The following is a 23274-nucleotide window of genomic DNA, read 5'->3' as shown; positions in this document are numbered from 1 at the left end:
TGCTCCTGAAAGGGGTGTGAAATCCGACACACAACTTTCAACCTGAAGTATAGTACCAAAACTGCATACCTGACAAGAAAATTGCAGATAAATAATTTTTTGTTGATAAGAGATTATTTAGAGATCTGCCTCAGGACTCAAGGGAAAAATCAGGCAGGCCCAGCATGGTACGAAAGGCCGGGAAGTTCTTTTCAAAAAGATCCACAAGCGCCGGATCAAAGTGTTTTCCCCGCTGCTCCAGAATCAGCGCAAAGGCATCCTCCGGGGGCCAGGCCCTTTTATAGGGCCGTTCGGAGATGAGGGCGTCGAACACATCCACCAGGGCGACGATCCGTCCGGGAAGGGGAATGTCCTCCCCGGCAAGACCTTCAGGATACCCGCTGCCGTTCCATTTTTCATGATGGGTAAGGGCTATCCGGGCCCCCAGGGAGAGATACTCACTCTCGGCATCCTTGAGTATGTTGTAGCCGAAAAGAGTATGAAGCTTCATCTGTTCAAACTCTTCGTCGGTAAGCCGTCCGGGTTTCAGCAGGATTGAATCGGGAATCCCGATTTTCCCGATATCGTGAAGGGGAGCGCTGTAAAAAATGAGATCCTGCTCCCTCCCGGTCTGCCCCAGGAGGCGGGAAAAAAGAGCGGAAAAAGAACCAATACGCCTCAGGTGCTCCCCGGTATCCTCGTCCCGAAAATCCGAGACCCTTCCCAGCAGATTGAGGGTCTCCAGTTCACGCTGGACTGCTGTCTTTCTTGATGACTCCTCCGCATCCCGGGCATGCTGCAGATCCATATAGCTCCTCTGCATGGAGGAAATCATGGAGTTGAATCGGTCAGCCAGAAAACCTATCTCGTCGGTGGACTCGATCTGTGCCCGCATGGACAGATCCTGGGAGCTGCTTATATGCTGCATCGTCTGAGTAAGATGCTCCACCGGACGAATGATGTATCCCAGGTAGACGGCGATAAGAATACTGATAAGAACAATAGTGGAAGCCAGAATCCAGAAATAGGTATAGCGGATCTCCTGAATTTCCGTAAAATAGGCCTCCTCCCCCTCGCTGATCAGCACGGTCCAGCCGAAGGCCTCCAGATCGAAGGCAACCCCCACCCGCTTTTCTCCGTGGAGCGTTCCGGAAAACCAGCCCTGGTGTAAAGATTCATAATTCTGAGCACCGCTCCATGGCTCGGGGTCAGGAAAATCACCGTACCCGATCCTCATCTGGACATTGCCGTCTCCATCGAAGGCGATAATGTTTTCCGTCTTTCCCCGCAGCAGAGATACAGCATAGGATTTGAGGGACTCTTCGGCGATGATCCGGTATTCCTGCTGTGCATCGAGGTCCAGCTCGTTGAGGATACCCCATTCGCTGGTAACATAATCCCTGAGCTGTTCTGCTTTATAGACCATGTGACGATTAACGACACGGACGAGGGCCTTTCGGGCCTCCAGGGAAGCGAAGATGCCGCTGCCAAGGATTACAGCCACAACCAGGGGGATAATCAGGACAATCAGGCGAATGCGCAGGCGGTTCCTGTTCAGCATGGCAGTACCATAGCATTTGCCGATGCTAAATGATAGACTGAATACACAGTAAGGCATATGCAGGATAATCATCAAAACATGAAGCCGAAAATCCGGCGGAACCAGCTCTTCTTGCCCTTAATTGTAAACAGCCTTCTGATTGCCCTGACTGCAGGATTCATCTGGATCATGCACAGCGAGGCGGAGAACCAGATACGGGCGGTGACCCTGCGGGAGAACCGCTTTCTGACCAGTGAGTGGCAGCTCCTCAAGACCCTCAAAGCCCAGACGGATCGGCAGCTCCGGGAAAAGGAAGAGGAGATTATCGCCCTGCGAAAGCAGTACGAAGAACTGAAAAGCAGCGGCCAATCCGGCGAAGAGCTGAAGGAACTGGAAAAACTTCTTAAATCCGCGGAAGCCGAGCGGGAAGAGATTATATCCCGGCGAATGGAGGATATGTCCGCTCCCGCCTCCGCTCCAATACTGGACTCGGAAACAGTGCCGGACGCTCGGGAACAAGCCCCCCCCTCGCAAAACAGTACACTGATACGACAAATCAAGAGCCTGGAGCAGGAAAATCTTCAATTGGAGCTGGATCAACGGCAGCTCCGGAACAACCTGGCTGCCGCGCTGCGGCAGATACGGGAGAAAGAGCAGCTTGCAGCGAACAGCAGGGCCCTCAGAATGGAGGACCTGAGTACCAGGGCGCTGCTGCGGGCCCTGATTGCCTCTCCCCGGGTACGCTCCGAATACCCGGGCCTGCTGGACTCGGCGGACCGCTTCTTTTCCAACTATGGCCTGCAGGAACGTCTTTCAGGACGCCGGGAGGCGTACACTGAGATGGAGAGAATTCTGGAACAGATCGTTGAAGACTGAGTCGAGAGATAATCAAGGATTTGAAAAACCACTTTTAGGTTCAGTTGCATAGGAGCGATACGTTCCGGATACGGCATACATATAGTAAATATACCAGACATTTGGCGCCAGACCAGTATCCACATACGAGGTCTCATTGCTACCAAGCTGACCTTCATCCGCGATAATTGTTGATCCCCCGGCAGTATCCATACGTGCGATCCGGAAACCGTCGATCAGGGAGGTATCGGGATATGACCAGTTTATGGAAATATTTCTGCTGCCACTACTGCTGACAGAAAAATTCTCCGGAACAGGAATCCAGTCTGCTACTTCCACATCGAGCTGATACTGTTCCAGCAGGGCGTACTCGTCGCAGCCTCCAAGAAAAAAGAAGAACGACATCATGATCAGAAGGAATAATCTCTTCAGCATGTTAAAACTCCAGCCCTGCAGCGAGGGACGGCAGAATCCCGCTTATCAGAAGGTCATCGTCAAAGATACAGAGCAGAGCCAGGTCGGGCTTCAGGTAGAGCCGTGCGCCCAGGGGCACCCTCATTGCCAGGTTTCCCTCGGCATAAGGCACTGTCTTGGTCATGATGCCATCTAAATCAGCAACGCTGATGAGGGCGGCGCCGCCGGTGATCCCGGCAAAAAAAAGGTTTGACTGCTCCGGACTGCTTCCAAGAACAAGGTTGACCCCGGCGGTAGTAAAGTAGAGGGGTGCTCCGTTGGTCTGCTGATCATTGAAGACCCTGATCAGGTTGACCCGGGCTCCCAGTTGTACTGTTCTTTTCGGACTCGGCCACTCCAGTCCGGCGGAAACTGTTCCCGCCAGGCCGTAATGAAAATATTCGGTGATCTCGCCCAGGAGCATAAGAGCTCCGGTTCCGGCGCTGCCGTAGATTCCGGGACCAGAGCTTTTTTCTGAAGCGGGATTTCCCGTTACTGTTGAGCCTTCCGGGGAAGCCCTGTTTCCTGCGGCTTTCTCTGTTCTTTGCTCCGCTTTACTGTCGATATCCTTTTCTGATGGTTTCTCCCGGAGAACTGTTTCCGTACCCCCGGATTCAGGGTTTTCCGGAAGAATTCCTTCAATCCTGGCTTCCGGAGAACTGTGGCGTTCTATTTCGGCAGTGTTGAGCAGATAGTTGACGGTAGAAGCGATTATCTGATCAAAATAGTGATTTATCCGCAGATTGATCCCGGTTTCTGCAAGACTTTCCTCTGATCCTCTCCTGAATCCCTTCCGGGAGAGCTTATACTGGAGGATAAGATTCTCCCCGTCACGCCGATAACGGGTATGCAGGATATAGTCGGGATTCTCGGCACTCCGGCTGCTGGAAAGACCCGCGCCGGTAAGCTCCACTCCGGCGGCGAGATAGAGAAGTTCTTCTATTTCCGTCTCCCGCTGTTCCGAATAAAAGCGGTGGAGCACCATGGTCTCCCCATTCAGCTGCGGAGAGAACAGCAGTATCCAGGAGATAGAAATGAGAAGAGTTAATAAAGATCGTACTCCTGGATGCGGAAACCCATGATGCATACTTTCTCTAGTATACTCACAAATATCAGAAAATCCATTTTTTTCATCAGTAAGCCACCGCCGCAAAGGCAAGAAGACCGATAAAAAAGAAAATCAGCACCGTATGCAGGTCCGGGGCAAGCGCCTTGAGCCGGGCGGAGAGGCCTTTTCCCCATGAAGTTGTCACCAGACGAAAGGCCGCGAAACCCAGAATTACCGCCGGCAGCAGGGAGAGCATCTTTTTCCAGCCGAAGAGGGATACTGTGTAACTCAACTCCTCATGATAGAGCATAACATTCAGGAAACCGGCCACCTGGACGCCAAAGACCCCGCTTCCCAGACAGAGAAGGGCCAGCACAATGACCACCAGATGCTCCAGTTTGCCGGGAAGATAATCCCGAACCAGTACCGTATCCGGCTGGACCGCGGGGAACGGCTCCTTTGGTCCGGGAAAGTAGATCCTGCTGAGTTTGACAAAGCTTGCGATGGTAAGAAAACTGGTTATCCATAGAAGCACATAAGCCGGTGACCCGCTCATTCCGGAGGATATATAGGCTTTGCTGGCGAAGCCGTTAAAAGGGGGAATTCCTGATATCGAAAGAGCCCCCACAAAAAAGGCCAGCCCGAAAAGGGGAATCCTGCGGCCCAGGGCCGAAATTTTATAGAGGTTCCGTACCCCCCTTAAGCCCACCGCGGTCCCGACGGTAAGAAAAAGAAGGCTCTTGAAAAGAGCATGGTTCAGGGCATGGAAAAACGAGGCGCTGAGGGCAAAGGAGGATCCCGCACCGAAGACAGCCAGGATGTATCCCATCTGGGATATGGAGTGGTAAGCCAGAAGGCGCTTGGCATCGCTCTGGGCCAGCGCACTAACAACGGCGCTGATGGCGGTAACAGCCCCGATCCAGAGAAGCAGCTCCCACATATAGGAACCGCCGAATTCCAGAAGGATCCGAACCATGGCGAAAAAGGAGACCTTTATAAGCACCCCGGAAAGCAGGGCCGATACCGGATGGGGCGCATAGGCATGGGCCTCGGGAAGCCAGGTATGAAAAGGGATAAAGGCAGTTCGCACCCCGATTCCCACACAAAGGGAGGCCAGGGCAAGGTGCATGGTAGGGGTGTTCCGAACCCCGCCGGCGCTCTGGAGCAGGGTCGAGATTCTGTCTATGGAGAGGACCCCCAGGTCCCGGTAGATCAGGAATATGCCGAACAGAAAAAAGAGGATCCCCGTGGTACTGAGCATCAGGTACTTGAAACTCGCCACCAGACCCGTTGGGGTACCCTCCCAGGCTATCAGCACATAGGCGGAAATAGCGATGATCTCGAAGCCCACGAACATGGTAAAGAGGTCCCCCGTCAGGGCGACCCCGTACATACCGCCGGAAAGAAGCATTAAAAAGAAGAAGAAACGGGCTCCGTATTTTCTGTTTCCCAGGGCAAAGAGGGCGATCAGGGGTGTAATCAGGCTGATAAGGGCCGCGGAAATCCAGGCAAAACCGTCCAGCACCAGACTGATACCATAGGGCTCCGCCCAGCCCCCCAGGGGGTAGAACAGAGCGGCCCCTCCGGCCACCGGTTCCAGCAGATGCAGCAGAGAAAAGATCGGTCCCGCAAAACTGAGAACAGAAAGCAGACAGAAAAATCCTTCCGCTCTTTTGAAGATCTTTCCGAAAAGAGCCAGGGCCCCGCCGAAAAGGGGAGAAACAAGGATCCAGATTATCAGGTTTTCAGTCATGCAGTTCCCAGGCCTTCTTTTCTATTCGCCGCATATCCAGAGTCCCGAACTTAAGATATAAGCGGTAGACCAGGACCAGGGCCAGGGCTACCACGCAGATTCCGACCACTATTGCCGTCAGCATCAGAGCCTGCGGCAGGGGGTCCACCATCCGGGCCGAAGTTCCCTCGATGGGCGCTGTATCACCGGAAAAGGAGCCGTAATAGATAAAGAGCAGAATGACAGCACTGTTGGCAATACTCAGGGCCATTACCTTTTTGATCATGTTCGCCTTGTTCATGATGCCCCAGAGACCGACGAGAAAGATTGCGCCGATAAGAAACCAGACCATTACTCCTCCCTGAACAGGTGCATGCAGATCAGGCTGACTCCGGCGCCGACCTTGATGCCGATCAGCACATTGAAAAGCAGGATCATTCCAGCCCGGGGAACGGCCTGCACATCCGCCCGGACAACGGGATTCCCGAGAAAGCCGATACCTGCGACCACCCCGGCAAGTCCCGCGGCCAGGAGGAGAAAAAAAGCAAAAGCTTCAGCCTTGGTGAGGGCAAGAACCGGAAAGAGGGACTCCGCGGCTTCCACCCCACGGCTGATGGCCAGCAGGATAACACCGGAGGCGATAACAACGCCTCCCTGAAACCCCCCGCCCGGGGAGAGGTGTCCGTAGGTCAGCAGATAGAACCCGAAGAGCAGCATGAAGGGAGCAAGCTTGCGGGCCACCAGGTCAAGTATGGTCGTCTTCTTCACTTTCTCTCCCTCCTTCGGCGGAAAAATCGGTAAAGTAGATTACCCCCGAAACTGCCAGGAGCAGGACGATTGTCTCACCCAGGGTGTCGAAGGCCCGGTAGCCCAGGTAAATAGCGGTCACCAGGTTCAGAGCCCCGGTCTCCCGGCTTCCGTTCGCGACGATATAGTCCCGGATTCCGGAAGATACCGGGTGCTCCCCCTTAAGGGCAGTAAAAAGAAAAAGTGCGGTCAGGGAAAGAACAAGTATTTCAGCGAACATGAGCCAGTGCTTCCTCTTCATGTCTCATCCCGCCTCTCGGTCTTGTAGACGATCCAGATCATCACCACCGTCCCTACCCCGGTTCCCACGGCAGCCTCCGTAAGAGCGACGTCCGGCGCATGGAAGAGAAAAAAAACCAGGCAGCTGAGGAGGCTCAAGACGCTCAAGGTAAGGACCGCCGCCAGCATGTCCCGTACCTGGAGGGAGATTACCGCGGTAATCAGCATTAACGCCAGCAGAACCTCAATCATCATCTCCTCCCAGTTCCCGCCGTTTTGTGTAACTCTGACGCCAGGGAACGATCCCGTTCTGCCAGGCGAAACGGGCTATTATGTGGGCGGAGATGGGGTTGGTAACAAAGAAGAAGATGGTTATTACAATAAGCCGCCCTGTCATGGGCCCCCAGCCGGCAATGAACATGCAGCCGATAAAAAAGGAGAGTACCGAGGTGGTGGCGCAGGTCGACGAGGCCTGCAGGCGGGTATAGACATCGGGAAAAACCAGTACGCCGATGTTTCCCATGAGATTGAAAATGATCCCCAGTCCGAAAAAGATCGCCGCCGCAATGGTCATATCTCCCCCTTTTTCCCGGAAAAGTAACGGGTCATGAGCAGGATGCCGATAAAGCCGAAGATATCGTAGACCAGAGCGACATCCAGGTAAATGGAGCGCTCCAGGGCCACCGAAACGAGAACCAGCAGGGTAAGGATCTGGGAAGCCACCAGGTTCAGTCCGATCATGCGGTCCGCCACGGTGGGGCCGATTACAACCCGGACCAGACTGATTACGCTGGAGGCGACGAGAAAGTAGATTGTAATTTCCAGCATCAGAGCCATATGCGTCTCAGGAGTTTTTCGTAGATGCCCTTGATCAGCTCACCGGCATAGCGGGAGTGGGTTGTCCGTGCATCGAGCCAGTGCACGACCAGGTGGTCGTCCGTCAGATCCAGGGTTATGGTGCCCGGGGTCAGGGTAATGGAGCTGGTCAGGGCGACTCTGGCTATGTCGGTTTTCAGCCTTGTCCGGAAATGTACGATCCCGGGGTTGATCTTTCCCCGGAGGATCTGCCAGAGGACCTGGAAGCTTGCCACATACATGTTGAAAACCAGGACAACCAGGTAGACGATAAAGTAGTGCGGCCGCGGAAGATGGGCCCTGCGGGCGGCTTCGGACTCGTCCACGAAGATGGAATAGGTAAACCAGGCCACCACCAGGCTGGATACAATTCCCGCCACGAGAGAACCGGGATCCAGAGACCAGGTAAACAGCATCCAGCCCGGGAAAAGGGACAGAAAGGTAATGAGAAACCTGACAAGGGCCCAGCGGGTCTCGAGTCTCATTCCGATTCCTTGCGCCTGAAAGCGGCAATGACCTCCTCAGGGGACGAGGCGGTATGAAGCTCCTGACAGAAGGCCGGATCGTGAAGGTAGCGGGCCAGTCTGCTCAGTATCTGGAGATGCCTGGAATGGGCGCCCTCCGGACCTGCAAGCAGAAAAAAGAGGCTGACCGGCTGATTGTCCACAGCGTCGAATTTGGCGCCTTCGAGTTTGCGCCCGAAGGCGACGTGCATCTCCTTTACCTGGGACGAGAGGCAGTGGGGAATGGCGATGCCGCTCCCGATTCCGGTACTGGTCATCTTTTCCCGCTTTAGAAGCTCCTTGTAGAGCTTGTCCTGGTTCCCCACGTCCCCGCAGCGGGCCAGCACGGAGCTGAGCTCCCGCAGGATATCGGGTTTCTTTTTCGCCGAGAGATCCAGTTCGATACAGGCCGGATTCAGCAGTTCGCTAATATTTATTGCCATTACTCCTCCTCCGCCAGTCCTGCGGCCCAGTCGACCGGGACAGTAAACAGAATACCGGTGCCGGGATCACGCAGATCCCCGCAGACCTCCGTCAGCAGCTTGTGAAACCTGGGAATCAGGCTTTCGTCCCGGATGACGGAAAAAATCGTTTTATTGTAGGGCTTGTTCCCCTTCATGAACTCCTTGAAGCCGGCAAACAGGGGGACCTCGTAGGTAAGAAAGCGTCCCATCCCTTCGGAATCCAGGATCGTTCCCCCGGGTATTCCCACCTCGGCATAAGCCTCCAGCACCTGTTCCAGGAGTTCTTCGCGGTTCAAGACAAAAACCATCAGTTTCATGACTGCCGCCTTTAATGCGAGGAATATCGCAGAACCAGAGTACCGGCACTTTAACTCGAGGTCAAGGTTTTTACCAGCAACTTCATATAATGATCCTTTTTCGTATCCTATGTTACCGAAGTCTCTTCTGTATTATATTACTGTATTGATCATGAAAGCGAGGTTCCAGCATGAACTACATTGATATAAACGATACCATCTACACCATCACGGAAAAATATCCCGAAACCGTGGATATCTTCGTTGCCCGGGGCTTTCCCCGGATGGCCGAATATTCTCAGCGCGCCGGATACGGCAAGCTGGTCTCCCTGAAAACGGCCCTGGAGATACGGAAAATCAATTCAGAGCTCTTCGTTAGTCTCCTGAACGAGGCGATCGCTGAGCACCGTGACGGAGCTGACCTTAGCCTGAGCGGGACGCCGCAGAACGGGCAGGAAGAGTCGGTCAGCATGACCGGACTCCTCCCCTGCCCGGTGCGGATTCCCATCCTCGAGGAGTTCAACAACTTCAGCAGCGCCTACCGGAGGCAGCATGGCAGGGCAATCGAGGCGGAACTGAAGGCCGCCAGCGTGGGCACCCAGTGGGTGGAGGAACACATCGACAGTTCCACCTCCATCGAGTCCCTGCCGGATATCTTTATCTCCGCCGGCTTCGACCTCTTCTTCGACCGCCAGCGCATCGGACGCCTCCGGGAGCAGAACGCCTTTACGGACCTGCTGGACTGGAAGGGCGAGAATCCCGCCTTCGCCGGCCTCGACCTTAAGGATCCCGCAGGTGTCTACTCCATAATCGCCGCGGTCCCGGCGGTATTCCTGGTAAACACCCAGGAGCTTGCGGGACGTCCTGTACCGCGGAGCTGGAAGGAACTCCTGAGCGGCGACTTCGGTCAGTCCGTCTCCCTGCCGGTGGGAGATTTCGACCTCTTTAACGCCATTCTGCTCACCCTCCGCAGCCGCTACGGCGATGCCGGGGTGGAGGAGCTCGGCCGTGTCATGCTCCAGGCCCTGCACCCCTCCCAGATGGTCAAGAGCGACCGCATGAAGAACGCCCGGCCCGCGGTCACCATCATGCCTTACTTCTTTACCAAAACCGTGCGGGAAGGCGGGCCCATGCAGGCGGTCTGGCCCGAGGACGGAGCCATTGTAAGCCCCATCTTCATGCTCAGCAAACGGGGCAAGGAGAAGGATCTCAAACCGGTGGTCGACTTCTTCGGATCCCAAAAGATCGGCGAGGTCCTGGCCCACCAGGGACTCTTCCCCTCCCTGAACCCGGATGTCGACAACCGGCTGGCTGAGGGAACCCCCTTCATGTGGCTGGGCTGGGACTACATCAAATCCCACGACCTGAGCCGGGAGATCGCTGTAAGCGAAGAAATCTTCAACCGGACCAGCAGCCTGGCTGCCATGACGGAGGAGAGCGCATGAACCTGATAACCGTTTCCGGCCCCCCGTCATCGGGAAAAACAGCGGTCATCCTCAAGACCGCCGAATCCCTCAGGCGGAAGGGCTTCAAGATCGGCGTTGCCAAATTCGACTGCCTCTCAACCGAGGATGATCAGCTCTACGCGAAGGCGGGAATTCCCGTGCAAAAGGGGTTATCCGGCAGCCTCTGTCCGGACCACTACTTCGTCAGTAACATCGAAGAGGTTACCCAGTGGGGAATCCGTGAGGGTCTGGACATCCTGATCAGCGAATCAGCCGGGCTCTGCAACCGCTGTTCCCCCTACATCAAGGAGATCCGGGCGATCTGCGTGATCGACAACCTGAGCGGCATCAACACCCCCAAAAAGATCGGTCCCATGCTCAAGAGCGCAGACATCGTGGTCATTACCAAGGGGGATATCGTCTCCCAGGCCGAGCGGGAGGTCTTCGCCAGCCGCGTGGGCATGGTGAATCCCCGGGCGACGATTATCCATGTAAACGGCCTCACCGGACAGGGGGCCTTCGAACTGAGCACCCTTATGCACGACAGCGACAACGAGATCGATTCCGTCAAGGGGAAGGAATTGCGCTTTCCCATGCCCTCGGCCCTCTGTTCCTACTGCCTGGGAGAGACGCGCATTGGCGAACAGTTCCAGATGGGAAACGTACGGAAAATCAAACTGGAGAACCAGCATGAGCAAAATTAAGCGCGACATCGAGACCCTGCCGGTAGCGGCACTTCTCGAAGAATACCCCTTTATAGACTCCTACTTTTCCTCCGCGGGGCTGGAGTACTCTCCCAGGGAACAGCTCCCCTTAAAGGAGTACCTCCACTCCCTGGAAGATGAGTTCAGGGAAGACAAGGCCATCGACGTCGATGAAACCGTATCCGGCGCCAGGGCCTACATAGAACAGATGCTGGAGTTCCTGGGCCTGAACAGCGGGACCCGTGTCCGGAGCGTAAGCATTCTGCCGGGGACCACCAAGAGCGGAGAACCCGAGGGTTTCGAGGCCCTGGAAATACGGCCGGGAGAGATTGTCTCCATAGTCGGCCCCACGGGCTCGGGAAAAAGCCGTCTTCTGGCGGACATCGAGTGGATGGCCCAGCGGGACACGCCGACGGGCAGACAGGTCCTGGTCAACGGTACTGAGCCGGATAAAAAGTGGCGTTTTTCCACCTCCGACAAGCTGGTGGCACAGCTCAGTCAGAACATGAACTTTGTAATGGACCTGACGGTCCGGGAGTTCGTTACCCTCCACGCGGAGAGCAGACTCATAGAGAACACCGACGAGGTAACGGAGAAGATCATCGCCAGGGCAAACGAGCTGGCGGGGGAACAGTTCAGCCCTGAGACCCCCATCACCTCCCTCTCCGGCGGACAGTCCCGGGCCCTGATGATCGCCGATACCGCGATCCTGAGCAAGTCTCCCATCGTATTGATCGACGAGATCGAAAACGCCGGGATCGACCGGAAAAAGGCCCTGGAGCTGCTGCTGTCGGAGGAGAAGATCGTCCTGATGGCGACCCACGACCCCATCCTGGCCCTGATGGCCGACAAGAGGATCATCATCAGGAACGGCGGTATCGCCTCGATCATCGAAACCAGCGATGGCGAACGGGGAATACTGCACGAGATAGAGGCCCTGGACAGGAGGATTCAAACCCTCCGGGGCGAACTCCGGGCGGGTAAACGCCTGGACCAGATTACCATATAAAGGAAAGAGCAATGCACGAAGGATGTTCCGGAAGCTTTGAAACAGGACGGCAGATAGTAGACAAGGTACGCATGATGGGATTCTCCTCCCAGTTCATGCCGGTACCGCTGCAGGTAAAATGCGGACAGTGCGGTAAGGAGTTTGAAATGGAGACCTTCGAGGCCAGCTGCACCCAATGCGGCTCGGTCCACGGAGTAACCCCCTGCCACGCCTTTGACCCGGAGAGCGTTATGAACGCAGGGGTCGGGTACTGACAACATCCCGGTCTCTGCTGTTGCAGAAAGACCGGGATACACCATAGTATGGACTGATATCAGGATTGATCAAGAGGAGCAGCATGAGTTACGAAAACCGGGATTACGAGGGTGAATACAAAATCAGCCGCCTTGTGGCTTCAATCCAGCCGGTGACGGCGATTATTTTCCTCCTGGTGGCTGAATTGCTGCTGTCGGGACTGATCCGGGTCGCGCTTACACCTCTTTTGACTGCCGCAAATTATTCGATATTCCGGTCCGTGGTCTATCTTTTGTCCGCAGGGCTGATTGTGCTGGCCTTTTTGTGGAAAAAAACAATCAGGAAACCCGAGCCCGGGATCATGCTTTCTTTTTTAAAATGGCTTATCTACCAGAATCATCACCGTGCCCGGCGGTCTTCCGCCGTTGCCCTGCTGATTCCCCCTTCGGCCATGTGCGAAATGTGTGCGGTTCTGGGCTTCGTCCTTTTTATTCTTTCCGGGGGCAGCAGGCTGGATGTCTACTTCCTGGTGCTTCTCTCGCTGATGTCGATGTACTATCTTTTTCCCACCGAGGCGGAACGGGACACTCTTATCCGCCTGGATAAGGAAGTCCCGTAAAATCACCGCTTAGCCGATTCCCATGCAGGCTACCCCCGCGGCCGCCGCGGCAAGCCCGGCCCAGCGCAGGGGGTGGACCTTCTCGCCGTTGATAAGCCGGGCAAGCAGCACCGTCGGGGCCGGATAGACCGAGGTTACAGCGGTAACCAGAATGATCCGCCCGCTCTGGACCGCCAGCATAAAGGCGATGTTGGCGGCCATATCGAAGGTACCGGCCATGATTGTCGCACCGATTCCCTGTCCCCGCACAATCAGCGAGCGTCCCCTCAGGATGCTGTAGCAGGCAACCATGGCCAGGGAGGTGATCCTTGCTCCCGCCAGGGGCCATAAGCCCGCCGCCGGACTGGTCTGGGCAATCAGAATAAAGAAGAGACCGAAACCGGCCCCCGCACCGATCCCGTAAAGGAAGGCCCGCCGTCGTTCCTCCACAGTGGTACCGGCTTCCAGGTGTTCATAGCTTAACAGAACAACCGCCGGCAGGATGAGACCGATACCGATCCATCCGATCGGCGAGACGGCATCCCCGATCAGGAGGCCGAACACCAGGGGAAGCAGGGCTCCCACGAGGGCAGCGGTGGGAGAGACGATGGCAACCACGGTGTGGGCCAGGGCGTGATAGAGAAACAGAATACCAACGGCCCCGCCGATACCCGCGGCGGCTCCCCACAGCAGGTCTGCGGCCCTGGGTACTCCCTCGAGCAGGAGGGGCGATACAAGACTCACCAGCAACAGCCCGAAGAGCTGGGAGGTAAACAGCACCGCCCCCACGGGCTGGCGCCGGGAGGCAAAACCACCGGAGAAATCGCCTACTCCAAAAAGCAGGGCAGCGGATAGGGAGAGAAGGAAGATCATGTCTCTTTTTGCTCCTTCGGAATAAAACTCAAAATCGCAGGAACGACAAAAAGAGTAAAGAGGGTTGAGATAAAGAGCCCTCCGGACACGGCGATTCCCAGGGGCTGAACAATATTCGACCCTTCCCCAAGACCGATTGCCAGGGGAAGCATCCCCAGTATGGTGGTCAGCATGGTAATGATTATGGGCGGGAAACGCAGCCCCGCAGCAATGGTTATGGCGTCTGTCTTTGATTCATGATGGGAAGATATGCGCAGATAAAAATCGATCATGATAATCGCGTTGTTTACCACCACCCCGGCCAGCAGGATCGTCCCCAGAAGGGAGTTCAGATTCAGAGATGATTTAAACACAAACAGACTCAGCACAACCCCGATAAAGCCCAGGGGAACGGTAACCAGGATGACCAGGGGCAGGCGCAGGGAATTGAACTGAAAAGCCAGCACCAGGTAGATAAGGGCAACCGAGGCGGCCAGGGCGATAAAGAGAGAACGGATCGCCTCGTCCAGCTCCTCCTGGGGATTGTCAAAGGCAAGCGTATAGCCCGGCGGCAGAGCAAGTTTTTCCCGCAGAATGCTGCGGATGCTCTCCTCATTTTTTACCCGTTCCGCCGCCGGCGTCCCGGGAAGCATTCTGCCGTAGAGCCGGAATATATGCTCTCCGTCCTCACTGGCGATTCCCGCCACGGCGGTATCCCGGGAAAAGTCATAGAAATGCTTTAAGGGCACAATCCCCGCGCTGGTATGAATCAGGAAGTTTTCCAGCATCTCGATGCCGTCCAGGCTCGCTTCAGGGAACTCCGCCGCCACGGTAATTGTCTCCTGACCGTCCTCGAAATCCATGGAGGCCGTCCCCCGGAGGATCCTGCCGGTAAGGGTATTCAGGGAGCTCTCGGTCAGGTTTCCGAATCCTTCGATTATCTCCCGCCGAAGGCGAAGGGAAAGCTGATTGCTCACTCCCGTCGCAGGGTCGGTGAATACCCTTCCGTACAATTCAGACTGATTAACCAGGTCCCGGATCTCTTCCAGAAGATTGACCTTGACCGCCTCTTCCGGTCCGTGAACGCTCAGCTGGAGATCATTGGTCCGCGGCAGGGGCAGCTGGGCAGGGTCCCACATGTTTACATTGTAGTAGAACCTGTTGTCGGAAACGAAGACCCGCTGCAGAGCTGCCAGGGACTCTTCGGCATGTCCGGAACTCACCAGATCGATAAAGAGAATGTTAAAACGACCTGAAACCTGTGCAAAGGTCCGGTCCACCGCATCACCCAGGCTTTCATGGACCATGGATTCCAGCCGCGGCACTATATTTTCAACAATCTCCACCCGATCTTCAGTTTCCATGCTGCGGAAGAAAACGATGATCCGGTTGCTTAAGGGAGAGGAGATAATCTCCTTCGGAATCAGCGGCAGGAGCAGGGAAACGGAAAGAGCAAGAAGAACGAAGGAGCCCGCTATAAGGCCTCCTGCCCTGACCCGGGTTTTTATCAGGAAAGATAAAAGTCCGCGATAGCCCCTGGTCAGGCCGTGCATGAAGGCCAGGGAAAAACGGGTGAGTCCCCGGGGCTTCTCCGTATTGCCCGATAACTTGAGCGGGTGGAGGCGGAAAGCAACCAGGGGAATGAGACTAAGGGAGATCAGCAGGGCAAAGGCCAAAGCAAAGATTACCGTACTCGCCTGGTCGCCCAGGATCGCGTTGGTCAGGGGAGCGGTAAATGAGATAGGCAGAAAGACCAGGACGGTCGTCAGGGTCGAGGCGGTAACGGGAACCGCCACCTCTCCTACAGCAGTGATGATAATGTGCATCAGGTGCCGGGGCTCCCGGATCTCCGGGGTTTCGCTATAGTGGCGGTGGATATTCTCCAGGACCACAATGGATGGATCTATCACCATCCCCACCGCCAGGGCAATTCCCCCCAGGGAGATAAGGTTCAGACTGACGTCGAAAAAGTACATCAGGATAAAGGAAAGGATCATGGTCACGGGAATCGATATACCGATGAGCAGGGTATTCCGCAGTTCCCCCAGGGTCAGAAGCACGATCAGCATGGCAAGGCCTGCTCCCAGGAGGGCCGCGGATACGACGTTGCGGATTGAGCGGTTTATGTATTCCGCAGGGTCTACATAGAGCTGAAAGGCAGTATCCTCCGGGAGAACCCCGTCCTGAATGGCCGTTTCCAGGATCTCCAGCACATCCTGGGACATCTGCCGGATATTGCCGCCGTCCTTGGGGGTGGCATTGATCCGCACCGCCGGAGCGCCATCGAGAACCAGCGCCTGCCCGGGGAGGGTGTACCTGATGCGAATATCCGCCACATCCTTGAGGCGGATGGCCACATTACCCCTGTCGGCGATAATCAGGTTCTCAAGATCGTAGATAGTATTGATATCGGTCAGATTCCGTACCGAGAAATCTCTCTCTGTATCCTCTATGCTTCCCAGGGGCCTGGGAAGGTGTCCCCGCCGGAAGGCCGCATCAACATCGTTGATACTCAGGCTGTAGGCAAGAAGGGCGGCGTTGTTCAGCAGGACCTCCACCTCCTTGTCCTCGATATTGACGATCTCCACCAGTTCCGCGTCCTCCACCTGGGAGAGCTGGTTTTCAAGGTTTGATTTGATCAGTTCGTAGAGAGCTTTTGGTGAGATCCCGGGGGCCCGCACCCCCATGAGGAGAAAACCCGCGTTCTCCCCGGTAAAGAAACGTACCCAGTAGTCATCCCGGACATCCTCCGGAAGCAGGCTGCGTATGGTGTTCATGACCGCCTCGACGTCCGCCTTGGCGGTGTCGCTGTCGGTATTCCAGTCAAAGGTCAGGGTAAAATCTCCCGAGTCGTTGCGGTACTCCGCCTCCAGGGTGCTCACCCCTTCGACGGTCAGAAACTGGGCTTCCACATCCTCACCGTACTGGCGGGAAAAATCGACCGCCGAGTATCCGGTGTAGTTTATCCGTACCCGCACCCGGGGGCGCTGGGTCTGGGGGTAAAGCTGTACCGGCAGCTCGGTGACCAGGATAATTCCCAGTACACAGAGGAGCAGAAAACCAAGTATAAGGACCTTTTGACGCTTGAAAATCAGCCGCAGCACGGTGTTTTAACGTCCTCCTGCCGGAAGAGGAGCGCCTTCCTGTTCCCGGCCGCTCAAGACCCGCAGGTAGCGGTCGCCCTCGGCCAGTCCGGCGTTTATCAGGGTTTCATCCCCCAGAGAGGTTCCCAGTTCGACTTCACGCCGTATAAGGGTACGGGTGTCGGGATCCACAAGCCAGAGGAAATTCCGACCGTAACGCCGGTCTATGGACTCCGAGGGAACAAATATTCCCCGGATAAGCTCGGTGGGAAGATCTATAAGTACAAATGCTCCGGCAAAGGTCTGCGGCCCCGCGGGAAACTCGAAGGTCAGCTCGAAGAGACCGGTATCGTAGTCGGGTTCGGGGGAACGAAGGCTCAGACGACCCGTCAGATCTCCTCCGTCCACCCTGCGGCCTGAAACCTGCTGCCCCAGGGCGACTTTGAAGGCGTCCTTGTCGCTGATTTTGGCCTCCAGAATATACTCCCGACGGCCGATTACCGTCACCCCCGCACCGTTGGCGCTGACCTCTTCCTCCGCCAGCAGATCGACTTTTGAAACAATACCGTCGATACGGGAGCGCACGGTATGCAGCTGAAAGGTCTGACCCGCCTCGTTGCGGTCCACGGTAAAGAGGAGCTCCCCGGTGCTTACGGAATCCCCGGGTTCCACGGGGATATCCCGCACAACGCCGGTAAAGGTGGAGGTATGCACAATGCTGGTTTTGGGTTTCAGCCTGCCGCCGACCTGGATTACCCTTCCCCGGGATTCAACCGAGGCGGTGCCGATCAGGGCCGATTCCCCTGCTCCGGGACCTCCGGCTCCTCCCCGCCCTGCTCCGCCCCCCTGCTGTGCCTCGAGGGGAAAGACCAGCCAGAAAGCCAGAACCAGGGCGAAAGCGGCGACATGCCGGGCCGCTGACGGTGTACGGTACCGTTTCATGCGCTTTCCTCTACCGTTTACTTCTGAGAATACTCTTTCAGGAGACCAAGTCCTTTGCGTATAAGATCAGCATCTATACCGGAATAGGCAAGGCGGATATATTTCCGTTCTTCCCCCGGAAGGGCCCTGCCGAAATGGAGGCGCGTACAGAAGCTTACACCGGTTTTGTGGAGCACATCCTTTCGAAAGGTCTCATAATTATCAAAGCCCTTCTTTTCCATAAGCTCCGTTACATCGGGGTACAGATAGAAGCTAGCATTCGGCCGGTAGCAGGAAATCCCCGGGATGGAGTTCAAAATGTCCACCCCCAGGTCCCGCCGTTCCTTGAGAACTTCAAGAATTTTCCGGGGTCCGCTCTGGTCCCCCTTGAGGGCTTCCACGGCGGCAACCTGGATAAAGTGGTTTGAGCAGGATTCGTCGTTCAGATTGATCCGGGCAATAACGTCGATAATATCCACCGGTCCGATGGCAGCACCCAGGCGCCAGCCGGTCATGGCGAATTTCTTGGAGAAGGTATAGAGGATTACGCAGCGTTCCTCCATGCCCGGAAAGGAACTCAGGGATACGGACTCCCCGCCGTAGCGGATATCGAAGTAGGCTTCGTCGCAGAGAACCTTAAGGTCATGCTTTACCGCAAAACGGGCAACAGCCTCCAGCTCTTCCCGGGAGGATTCCGCTCCGGTGGGATTCTGAAGGTCATTAAAAATAAGCAGCCGTGTTTTCGTGGTCACTGACTTTTCAAGGGCGTCGAAATCAAGGCGGAAGTTCTCATCTCCGGGAACGTATCCGTAGGGAACAGCCCTGCCGCCGTAGTACTCAATCTGGGATTCGTAAATGGGATATCCCGGGTTCGGATAGAGGACCTCGTCACCGGGATTCATCACGGCCTGGATAAATTTGCCTATGACGGGTTTTCCCCCGGGCTGAATGGCCACATTGGCCGCAGTATAGGAGCTTCCCCGTGCCCTGTTCACATCTTCAGCGAGGGCTTCCCTGAGTTCAGGGATCCCTGCATTGGGAGCGTATCCGGTCTTCCCCGCCAGCATGGCCTGATGAGCTGCGTTGATAATATTATCCGGGGTACGGATATTCATGTCCCCCAGGTGAAAGGGATACACCGTGTTTCCCGCAGCGGCGAAAGCCCTGGCCTCTCCGGATACGGCGAAGGCGGTTTCCGTTCCAAGATTGCTGATCCGTTCGGCTATCTTCATATTTCCTCTCCTTGATTCTTGAAAGCTTATTATGCAACGGATAGGTACCGAGATCAACACAGGTTTTTCAGCAGCGGACATTACTAAAAACGCGAGATCTCTAAAAGAAGAGGTATACTAATCCCCGCATATTATTCAGGAACGATTCTTGACAGCGAAGATCACCCATTCTATTATGGGGTAAATACCTCAAGGAGAGAATGAGAATGGGAAAGACTCAAGAGAACCTGATGGCGGCTTTTGCCGGAGAATCACAGGCAAGAAACAAGTATACCTTCTATGCCCAGGTGGCACGAAAGGAGGGATATCACTATATCGCCAGGATTTTTGAAGAGACCGCCGACAACGAAATGCGCCACGCAAAGGACCAGTTCAAGCTTGCGGGGCACCTGGGAGACACAGCATCCAACCTGAAGGACGCCCGGGACGGAGAAGACTACGAAACCAGCGACATGTACCCGACCTTCGCAAAAGAGGCGGAAGCAGAAGGCAATAAAGAAGCTGCAACCCTCTTCAGCCAGATCGCAAAGGTTGAAGCCCATCACCGGGACCGCTACGACCGGCTGCTGGAAATGGTAAAAAACAACACTGTATACAAGCGGGAGACCCCGATTGCCTGGAAATGCGGCGTATGCGGCTATATCTACGAAGGCACCGAGCCGCCTGCAAAATGTCCCTGCTGCAAACACCCCAGGGAGTACTACGAGCCGGCCAATCTCGATATCTAAAAGAGCCTGGAAATTCTGTACAAACCCGTTTCCGTGAGCCCGGAAACGGGTTTTTTCTTGCATTTTCCCCTCATAAGGGGGTAGTCTATTATAAGAAGAGAAAAAATGAGGATGGAATTATGAAAAAGCTCATAGCAGCATTACTGATGGTGTCCCTGCTGGCAGCCTGTGCTTCGGCGCCGGAACCGGAGCCGACCCAGGTGGAGACTGTCGACCTCAGCGCTTTCAGGCAGAGGGTGGAAGACGCCAAGGCACAGGCGGATTCCCTGAAAGCAGCAAAGGGTGCCCCCGAAACCTATGCCCAGGCACAGGAGCTGTACTCGGAAGCCCGGAGCGCTGAGCAGAGCAGAGAATGGGATACGGCTAAAGAAAAATACGAAGAAGCGGAACAGACCTATCGTGCCGCCTTCGAAGAGGCGAAAGCCAACAGAGAAGCGGCTATCGAAGCCCTGGAGAAGGCCCAGAGCGCCCTCAGCACTGTTGAACAGAACGCAGCAGAAGCCCGCAGGGAAGCAGGCCTGGAGGAGGAGGAATAATGAAACACGGAATAATCTTCATTCTGGTACTTGTCCTCTCTGTTTCTGCCGTGTCCGCCCAGAGTCTGCGGGATAACCCCGACTACCGCGAGTCCCTGCGCTACAAACAGCTTTCCGAGGAAGCCCTGGAAGACGGAGAATACCTGAAGGCCAGGGAATACGCCGAGCTTTCAGCGGAGTATGCGCAAAAATCGGATGAATACGTGGCCCGCATGCTTGCCCAGTACCGTGCGAATCAGCTCCTGCAGAGGGCAGTCGGTCTTCGGGGGCAGGTGGAGCGCTCGGGAAGATCCAGGGAGAACCCGGCTGATTTTGCCAAAGCCGTGGGATTCATCGAAGCCGCCGGTGAACTCTACAACAACGGTTCCTACAGCCAGAGTTCGGAGAGCAGCCGTGAGGCCATAGCACTGCTTGAAACCTTCGGCGGGGCCAGAACTGTTCAGCCCCAGGAACCGAAAGAGGAACCCTCGAAATCGGGACTCCCTGCTGCATACCTGGTACGGAAACTCCCCGGTGCAGAAGACTGCTTCTGGCGCATTGCGGGATACCCCTTCGTATACGGGGACACCTCCGCCTGGAAACCTCTCTACGAGGCCAACAAGAACAAGCTGCCCCAGCCTGACAACTGGGACCTGATGTACCCGGGAATGGTGATGGACATACCCTCCCGTCCCGGTGAGGAACGTTCGGGAATCTGGGTAAACGGCGAAATTAAAAGCCAGGTACCCCGGGATTAAACGAAAAAGGCGGCCCCTCGGGCCGCCTTTTTTACAGTGCCTGTATTATCTTACCAGCTCCGCCACAAACTTTCGTCCGTATTCCTTTGCAGCATTCAGACTCTCCTCATCGGGATTCCAGAGAGCCTTTACGCCCTCACCGATTAACTCAAAACCGGCTTCCTTCAGCTGTTCGTTCAGAATCCCCACGGACTCTCCGCTCCATCCGTAACAGCCGAAGGCGGCGGCCTTCTTGTTTTTGAACCTCAGGCCCTTTACCTCTTCTATCAGGGATGCCATGGCCGTAAGGATACCCTTGTTGATGGTGGGGGAACCCAGAAGCACCGCCCTGGATTTGAATATTTCTGTGATGACATCGTTCTTGTCCCGCTCCGCCATATTGAAAAGACGAACGTCCACGGTATCATCGGCGGCATGGATCCCCTCGGCAATCGCCTCGGCCAGACGCCGGGTCCCGTTCCACATGGTGTCGTAGATAAGTGCTATCCGGTTTTCCTGATAGGAATCCGCCCACTCCAGGTATTTTTTTACAATCTGGGTGGGATCCTCCCGCCAGATTACCCCGTGGCTTGTGGCAATCATCTCCACCGGAACATTCAGAGCAAGAACCTCGTTGATCTTTTTGGTAACAAAACCGGAGAAGGGGGTCAGGATATTGGCATAATACTTTATCGCCTCTTCATAAAGCTCCGTCTGGTCCACCAGGTCGTTGAACAGGTACTCCGATGCATAGTGCTGTCCGAAGGCGTCATTGCTGAAGAGTACGGCATCTTCTGTCAGATAGCAGAACATGCTGTCCGGCCAGTGGAGCATGGGGGCCTCTATAAAAATGAGCTGTTTGCCGTTTCCCAGATCCAGGGTGTCTCCGGTTTTTACGGTCACGAAGTTCCAGTCCTGGTGGTAATGCCCTTTCAGGGACTTTACCCCGTTGGCGGTACAGTAGATCGGCACATCCGGAATCCTTGCCATCAGCTCCGGCAGAGCTCCGCTGTGGTCCACCTCGGCATGATTCGCGATTACATAGTCGATCTTGTTCAGATCGATTACCTTTGCCAGGTTGTCCACGTACTCCCGGGCAAAGGGAGCCCAGACTGTATCGATGAGCGCGGTCTTCTCTTCCTGGATAAGATAGGAGTTGTAGGAACTCCCGCGATGGGTCGAATACTCATCGCCATGAAATCTGGTCAGCTCCCAGTCGATCTTTCCCACCCAGGTAATATTGTTCCTGATATTCCGTTCCATGCATCCTCCTCTTGTACGGTCGCCATCGGACGAAACCGTCCTCCGGCTCCGCTCTGCCTCGTTCGGGACCGGCAAAGCCGTCCCTTCACTCTTGTACTGTACGGTCGCCATCGGACGAAATCGTCCTCAAGCTCCGCTCTGCCTCGTTCAGGACCGGCAAAGCCGGCCCTTCACTCTTGTACGGTCGCCATCGGTCTTGCACAGCCCCCGGCTACAGGTACAAGTGTACGGCGCAATCCTGATACAGTAAGTAACATTTGTTACGGAGGGCAGGAAACAGCGGTCCTATTCCCCTCCGTCAACCCGGTTCATCATGCGGCCGTCCATGCTGCGGTAGATAATACTGCGGGGAACGAGTCTGTGAATCAGGTAGAGGAAGCGGTAAAAGAGGCCCGGCACGACAATAACAGGGGGTCTCCTGCGATTCAGGGCCTTGAGGGAGGCACGGACCAGCTGCTGCGGTTCCATCCAGCGGAAGATTCCGGAACTTTTTCGGTTGAACTCCTTGCCAAGACCAAGACGCTCATGAAATTCCGTACGGATAAATCCGGGACAGAGGGCCTGCACACGGATACCGGTACCGGACTGTTCAAGCTGCAGGGCCTCGGAAAAGCGGGTCAGAAAGGCTTTGGTACCGCTGTAAAGGGCGTCCAGGGGGGCCGGAAAAAAGCTTGCCAGGGACGATACATTAATAATGGTCCCCTCTCCCTCTTCGCGCATTCCGGGAAGCACGGCATGGCACAGTCGGACCACAGCCTCGACGTGCACCTTGATCATCCGCACCTGGTTCTCGTAGGTATCGACACTGAAGGCCCGGGGACTGCCGAAACCTGCATTGTTGACCAGCACGGAGATGCGTCTGGCAGCGATATTTCCGGCAAAAAGCTCAAGCTCCTCAGGGTCGGAAAGATCGAATATCGCCGTCTCCACGGAGGTATTCCACCGTTCCCTCAGCTCAGCGGAAAAGGAATCCAGCACCCCGGTACGTCTTCCGGTCAGAATAAGATCATAGCCGCGGCGGGCATACTCTTCGGCAAAGGCACGGCCGATTCCGGAACTCGCTCCGGTAACAACTGCTATATGTTTTTCCATGACAGTCAGTATACGCTTCAGAGGGAGTAATGAAAACCGGAATATGGCCTGATGCCAGGGCGAACGCACATAGATATGCATGAACAGGCGGCGGTCGATAGGCTTTTCTG

28 protein-coding genes are annotated in these 23274 nt (G+C 55.7%); 9 read left to right on the top strand and 19 right to left on the bottom strand.

Annotated features, from left to right (window positions below):
• Window positions 1-130 precede the first annotated feature (130 nt).
• A complete protein-coding gene (locus B4O97_RS17285) occupies window positions 131-1540 on the bottom strand; it encodes an HD domain-containing phosphohydrolase (RefSeq protein WP_158084376.1) in 1410 nt (469 codons plus the stop codon).
• A 78-nt stretch (window positions 1541-1618) separates the two neighbouring features.
• On the opposite strand from B4O97_RS17285, the gene B4O97_RS17280 reads away from it, so the two are divergent.
• Window positions 1619-2395 (top strand): hypothetical protein, encoded by a 777-nt coding sequence (locus B4O97_RS17280; RefSeq protein ID WP_083052764.1) that lies wholly within the window; start codon window positions 1619-1621, stop codon window positions 2393-2395.
• A gap of 12 nt (window positions 2396-2407) precedes the next feature.
• Here B4O97_RS17280 and B4O97_RS17275 read toward each other — a convergent pair whose 3' ends face one another.
• The 12 genes from B4O97_RS17275 to B4O97_RS17220 all read right to left on the bottom strand — a co-directional run bounded on the left by B4O97_RS17275 (window position 2408) and on the right by B4O97_RS17220 (window position 8772).
• Window positions 2408-2809: a fibronectin type III domain-containing protein gene (locus B4O97_RS17275; RefSeq protein ID WP_083052763.1), complete on the bottom strand. Its 402-nt coding sequence runs from the start codon at window positions 2807-2809 to the stop codon at window positions 2408-2410.
• A 1-nt stretch (window position 2810) separates the two neighbouring features.
• Window positions 2811-3812 carry a hypothetical protein gene (locus B4O97_RS17270; RefSeq protein WP_083052762.1) on the bottom strand — a complete coding sequence of 334 codons (1002 nt, stop codon included), beginning with the start codon at window positions 3810-3812 and terminating at the stop codon, window positions 2811-2813.
• Window positions 3813-3960: 148 nt separating this feature from the next.
• Window positions 3961-5628, bottom strand: a complete 1668-nt coding sequence (locus tag B4O97_RS17265) for a complex I subunit 5 family protein (protein WP_083052761.1) — start codon at window positions 5626-5628, stop codon at window positions 3961-3963.
• Complete coding sequence (locus B4O97_RS17260) at window positions 5621-5959, bottom strand: sodium:proton antiporter (RefSeq protein WP_083052760.1); 339 nt, start codon at window positions 5957-5959, stop codon at window positions 5621-5623. The genes B4O97_RS17265 and B4O97_RS17260 overlap by 8 nt, the downstream gene beginning before the upstream one ends.
• Entirely contained in the window at window positions 5959-6375 is a 417-nt protein-coding gene (locus tag B4O97_RS17255) for an MnhB domain-containing protein (protein WP_233143102.1), read from the bottom strand. The genes B4O97_RS17260 and B4O97_RS17255 overlap by 1 nt, the downstream gene beginning before the upstream one ends.
• Window positions 6353-6655 (bottom strand): hydrogen gas-evolving membrane-bound hydrogenase subunit E, encoded by a 303-nt coding sequence (gene mbhE / locus B4O97_RS17250; protein WP_083052759.1) that lies wholly within the window; start codon window positions 6653-6655, stop codon window positions 6353-6355. Before mbhE ends, B4O97_RS17255 begins: the two co-directional genes overlap by 23 nt.
• Window positions 6652-6885, bottom strand: a complete 234-nt coding sequence (locus B4O97_RS17245; RefSeq protein ID WP_083052758.1) for a hydrogenase subunit MbhD domain-containing protein — start codon at window positions 6883-6885, stop codon at window positions 6652-6654. The genes mbhE and B4O97_RS17245 overlap by 4 nt, the downstream gene beginning before the upstream one ends.
• Window positions 6878-7207, bottom strand: coding sequence for a monovalent cation/H(+) antiporter subunit G (gene mnhG, locus B4O97_RS17240; protein WP_083052757.1), 330 nt, complete (start codon window positions 7205-7207; stop codon window positions 6878-6880). The genes B4O97_RS17245 and mnhG overlap by 8 nt, the downstream gene beginning before the upstream one ends.
• Window positions 7204-7470, bottom strand: a complete 267-nt coding sequence (locus B4O97_RS17235; protein ID WP_083052756.1) for a monovalent cation/H+ antiporter complex subunit F — start codon at window positions 7468-7470, stop codon at window positions 7204-7206. Before B4O97_RS17235 ends, mnhG begins: the two co-directional genes overlap by 4 nt.
• The gene (locus tag B4O97_RS17230) at window positions 7461-7973 is read right to left on the bottom strand and encodes a Na+/H+ antiporter subunit E (RefSeq protein ID WP_083052755.1); all 513 of its coding nucleotides are present in this window, start codon (window positions 7971-7973) and stop codon (window positions 7461-7463) included. The genes B4O97_RS17235 and B4O97_RS17230 overlap by 10 nt, the downstream gene beginning before the upstream one ends.
• Window positions 7970-8434, bottom strand: a complete 465-nt coding sequence (locus B4O97_RS17225) for a PTS sugar transporter subunit IIA (RefSeq protein WP_083052754.1) — start codon at window positions 8432-8434, stop codon at window positions 7970-7972. The genes B4O97_RS17230 and B4O97_RS17225 overlap by 4 nt, the downstream gene beginning before the upstream one ends.
• Window positions 8434-8772: a hypothetical protein gene (locus B4O97_RS17220; protein ID WP_083052753.1), complete on the bottom strand. Its 339-nt coding sequence runs from the start codon at window positions 8770-8772 to the stop codon at window positions 8434-8436. The genes B4O97_RS17225 and B4O97_RS17220 overlap by 1 nt, the downstream gene beginning before the upstream one ends.
• A gap of 170 nt (window positions 8773-8942) precedes the next feature.
• Here B4O97_RS17220 and B4O97_RS17215 point away from each other — a divergent pair, with 170 nt between their 5' ends.
• The 5 genes from B4O97_RS17215 (at window position 8943) to B4O97_RS17195 (ending at window position 12762) form a co-directional block, all read left to right on the top strand.
• Window positions 8943-10196 (top strand): ABC transporter substrate-binding protein, encoded by a 1254-nt coding sequence (locus B4O97_RS17215; protein WP_083052752.1) that lies wholly within the window; start codon window positions 8943-8945, stop codon window positions 10194-10196.
• On the top strand, window positions 10193-10900 hold the full coding sequence (locus B4O97_RS17210) for a GTP-binding protein (protein ID WP_083052751.1): 708 nt from the start codon (window positions 10193-10195) through the stop codon (window positions 10898-10900). The genes B4O97_RS17215 and B4O97_RS17210 overlap by 4 nt, the downstream gene beginning before the upstream one ends.
• Window positions 10887-11909: an ATP-binding cassette domain-containing protein gene (locus B4O97_RS17205; RefSeq protein WP_083052750.1), complete on the top strand. Its 1023-nt coding sequence runs from the start codon at window positions 10887-10889 to the stop codon at window positions 11907-11909. The genes B4O97_RS17210 and B4O97_RS17205 overlap by 14 nt, the downstream gene beginning before the upstream one ends.
• Window positions 11910-11920: 11 nt before the next feature.
• Window positions 11921-12163 carry a hypothetical protein gene (locus B4O97_RS17200; protein WP_083052749.1) on the top strand — a complete coding sequence of 81 codons (243 nt, stop codon included), beginning with the start codon at window positions 11921-11923 and terminating at the stop codon, window positions 12161-12163.
• 83 nt (window positions 12164-12246) lie between these two features.
• The gene (locus B4O97_RS17195; protein WP_083052748.1) at window positions 12247-12762 is read left to right on the top strand and encodes a hypothetical protein; all 516 of its coding nucleotides are present in this window, start codon (window positions 12247-12249) and stop codon (window positions 12760-12762) included.
• A gap of 9 nt (window positions 12763-12771) precedes the next feature.
• On the opposite strand, the gene B4O97_RS17190 is transcribed toward B4O97_RS17195, so the two are convergent.
• Genes B4O97_RS17190 through B4O97_RS17175 form a run of 4 tightly spaced genes read right to left on the bottom strand, consistent with a single transcriptional unit; the run spans window position 12772 to window position 18829 of the window.
• On the bottom strand, window positions 12772-13614 hold the full coding sequence (locus B4O97_RS17190; protein WP_083052747.1) for an EamA family transporter: 843 nt from the start codon (window positions 13612-13614) through the stop codon (window positions 12772-12774).
• A complete protein-coding gene (locus B4O97_RS17185) occupies window positions 13611-16697 on the bottom strand; it encodes an efflux RND transporter permease subunit (protein WP_083052746.1) in 3087 nt (1028 codons plus the stop codon). The genes B4O97_RS17190 and B4O97_RS17185 overlap by 4 nt, the downstream gene beginning before the upstream one ends.
• Window positions 16698-16703: 6 nt before the next feature.
• A complete protein-coding gene (locus B4O97_RS17180) occupies window positions 16704-17618 on the bottom strand; it encodes an efflux RND transporter periplasmic adaptor subunit (protein ID WP_083052745.1) in 915 nt (304 codons plus the stop codon).
• Window positions 17619-17635: 17 nt separating this feature from the next.
• Window positions 17636-18829: a pyridoxal phosphate-dependent aminotransferase gene (locus B4O97_RS17175; protein ID WP_083052744.1), complete on the bottom strand. Its 1194-nt coding sequence runs from the start codon at window positions 18827-18829 to the stop codon at window positions 17636-17638.
• Window positions 18830-19035: 206 nt separating this feature from the next.
• On the opposite strand from B4O97_RS17175, the gene rbr reads away from it, so the two are divergent.
• The 3 genes from rbr to B4O97_RS17160 all read left to right on the top strand — a co-directional run bounded on the left by rbr (window position 19036) and on the right by B4O97_RS17160 (window position 20830).
• A complete protein-coding gene (gene rbr / locus B4O97_RS17170) occupies window positions 19036-19557 on the top strand; it encodes a rubrerythrin (protein ID WP_083052743.1) in 522 nt (173 codons plus the stop codon).
• A gap of 119 nt (window positions 19558-19676) precedes the next feature.
• Window positions 19677-20093, top strand: a complete 417-nt coding sequence (locus tag B4O97_RS17165; RefSeq protein ID WP_083052742.1) for an outer membrane protein assembly factor BamD — start codon at window positions 19677-19679, stop codon at window positions 20091-20093.
• Complete coding sequence (locus tag B4O97_RS17160; RefSeq protein WP_083052741.1) at window positions 20093-20830, top strand: LysM peptidoglycan-binding domain-containing protein; 738 nt, start codon at window positions 20093-20095, stop codon at window positions 20828-20830. The genes B4O97_RS17165 and B4O97_RS17160 overlap by 1 nt, the downstream gene beginning before the upstream one ends.
• Window positions 20831-20875: 45 nt before the next feature.
• Here the strand turns inward: B4O97_RS17160 and B4O97_RS17155 are convergent, their stop codons facing one another.
• The gene (locus tag B4O97_RS17155; RefSeq protein ID WP_083052740.1) at window positions 20876-22072 is read right to left on the bottom strand and encodes an anaerobic nitric oxide reductase flavorubredoxin; all 1197 of its coding nucleotides are present in this window, start codon (window positions 22070-22072) and stop codon (window positions 20876-20878) included.
• Window positions 22073-22357: 285 nt separating this feature from the next.
• Window positions 22358-23274: SDR family NAD(P)-dependent oxidoreductase (locus B4O97_RS17150; protein ID WP_083052739.1), on the bottom strand; the 917-nt coding region annotated here is incomplete at its 5' end.

The organism is Marispirochaeta aestuarii (genome assembly GCF_002087085.1).
Taxonomy (GTDB): domain Bacteria; phylum Spirochaetota; class Spirochaetia; order JC444; family Marispirochaetaceae; genus Marispirochaeta; species Marispirochaeta aestuarii.
Note: the sequence above shows the minus strand (reverse complement) of the source record. Positions and strands in the feature narration are given on the sequence as shown.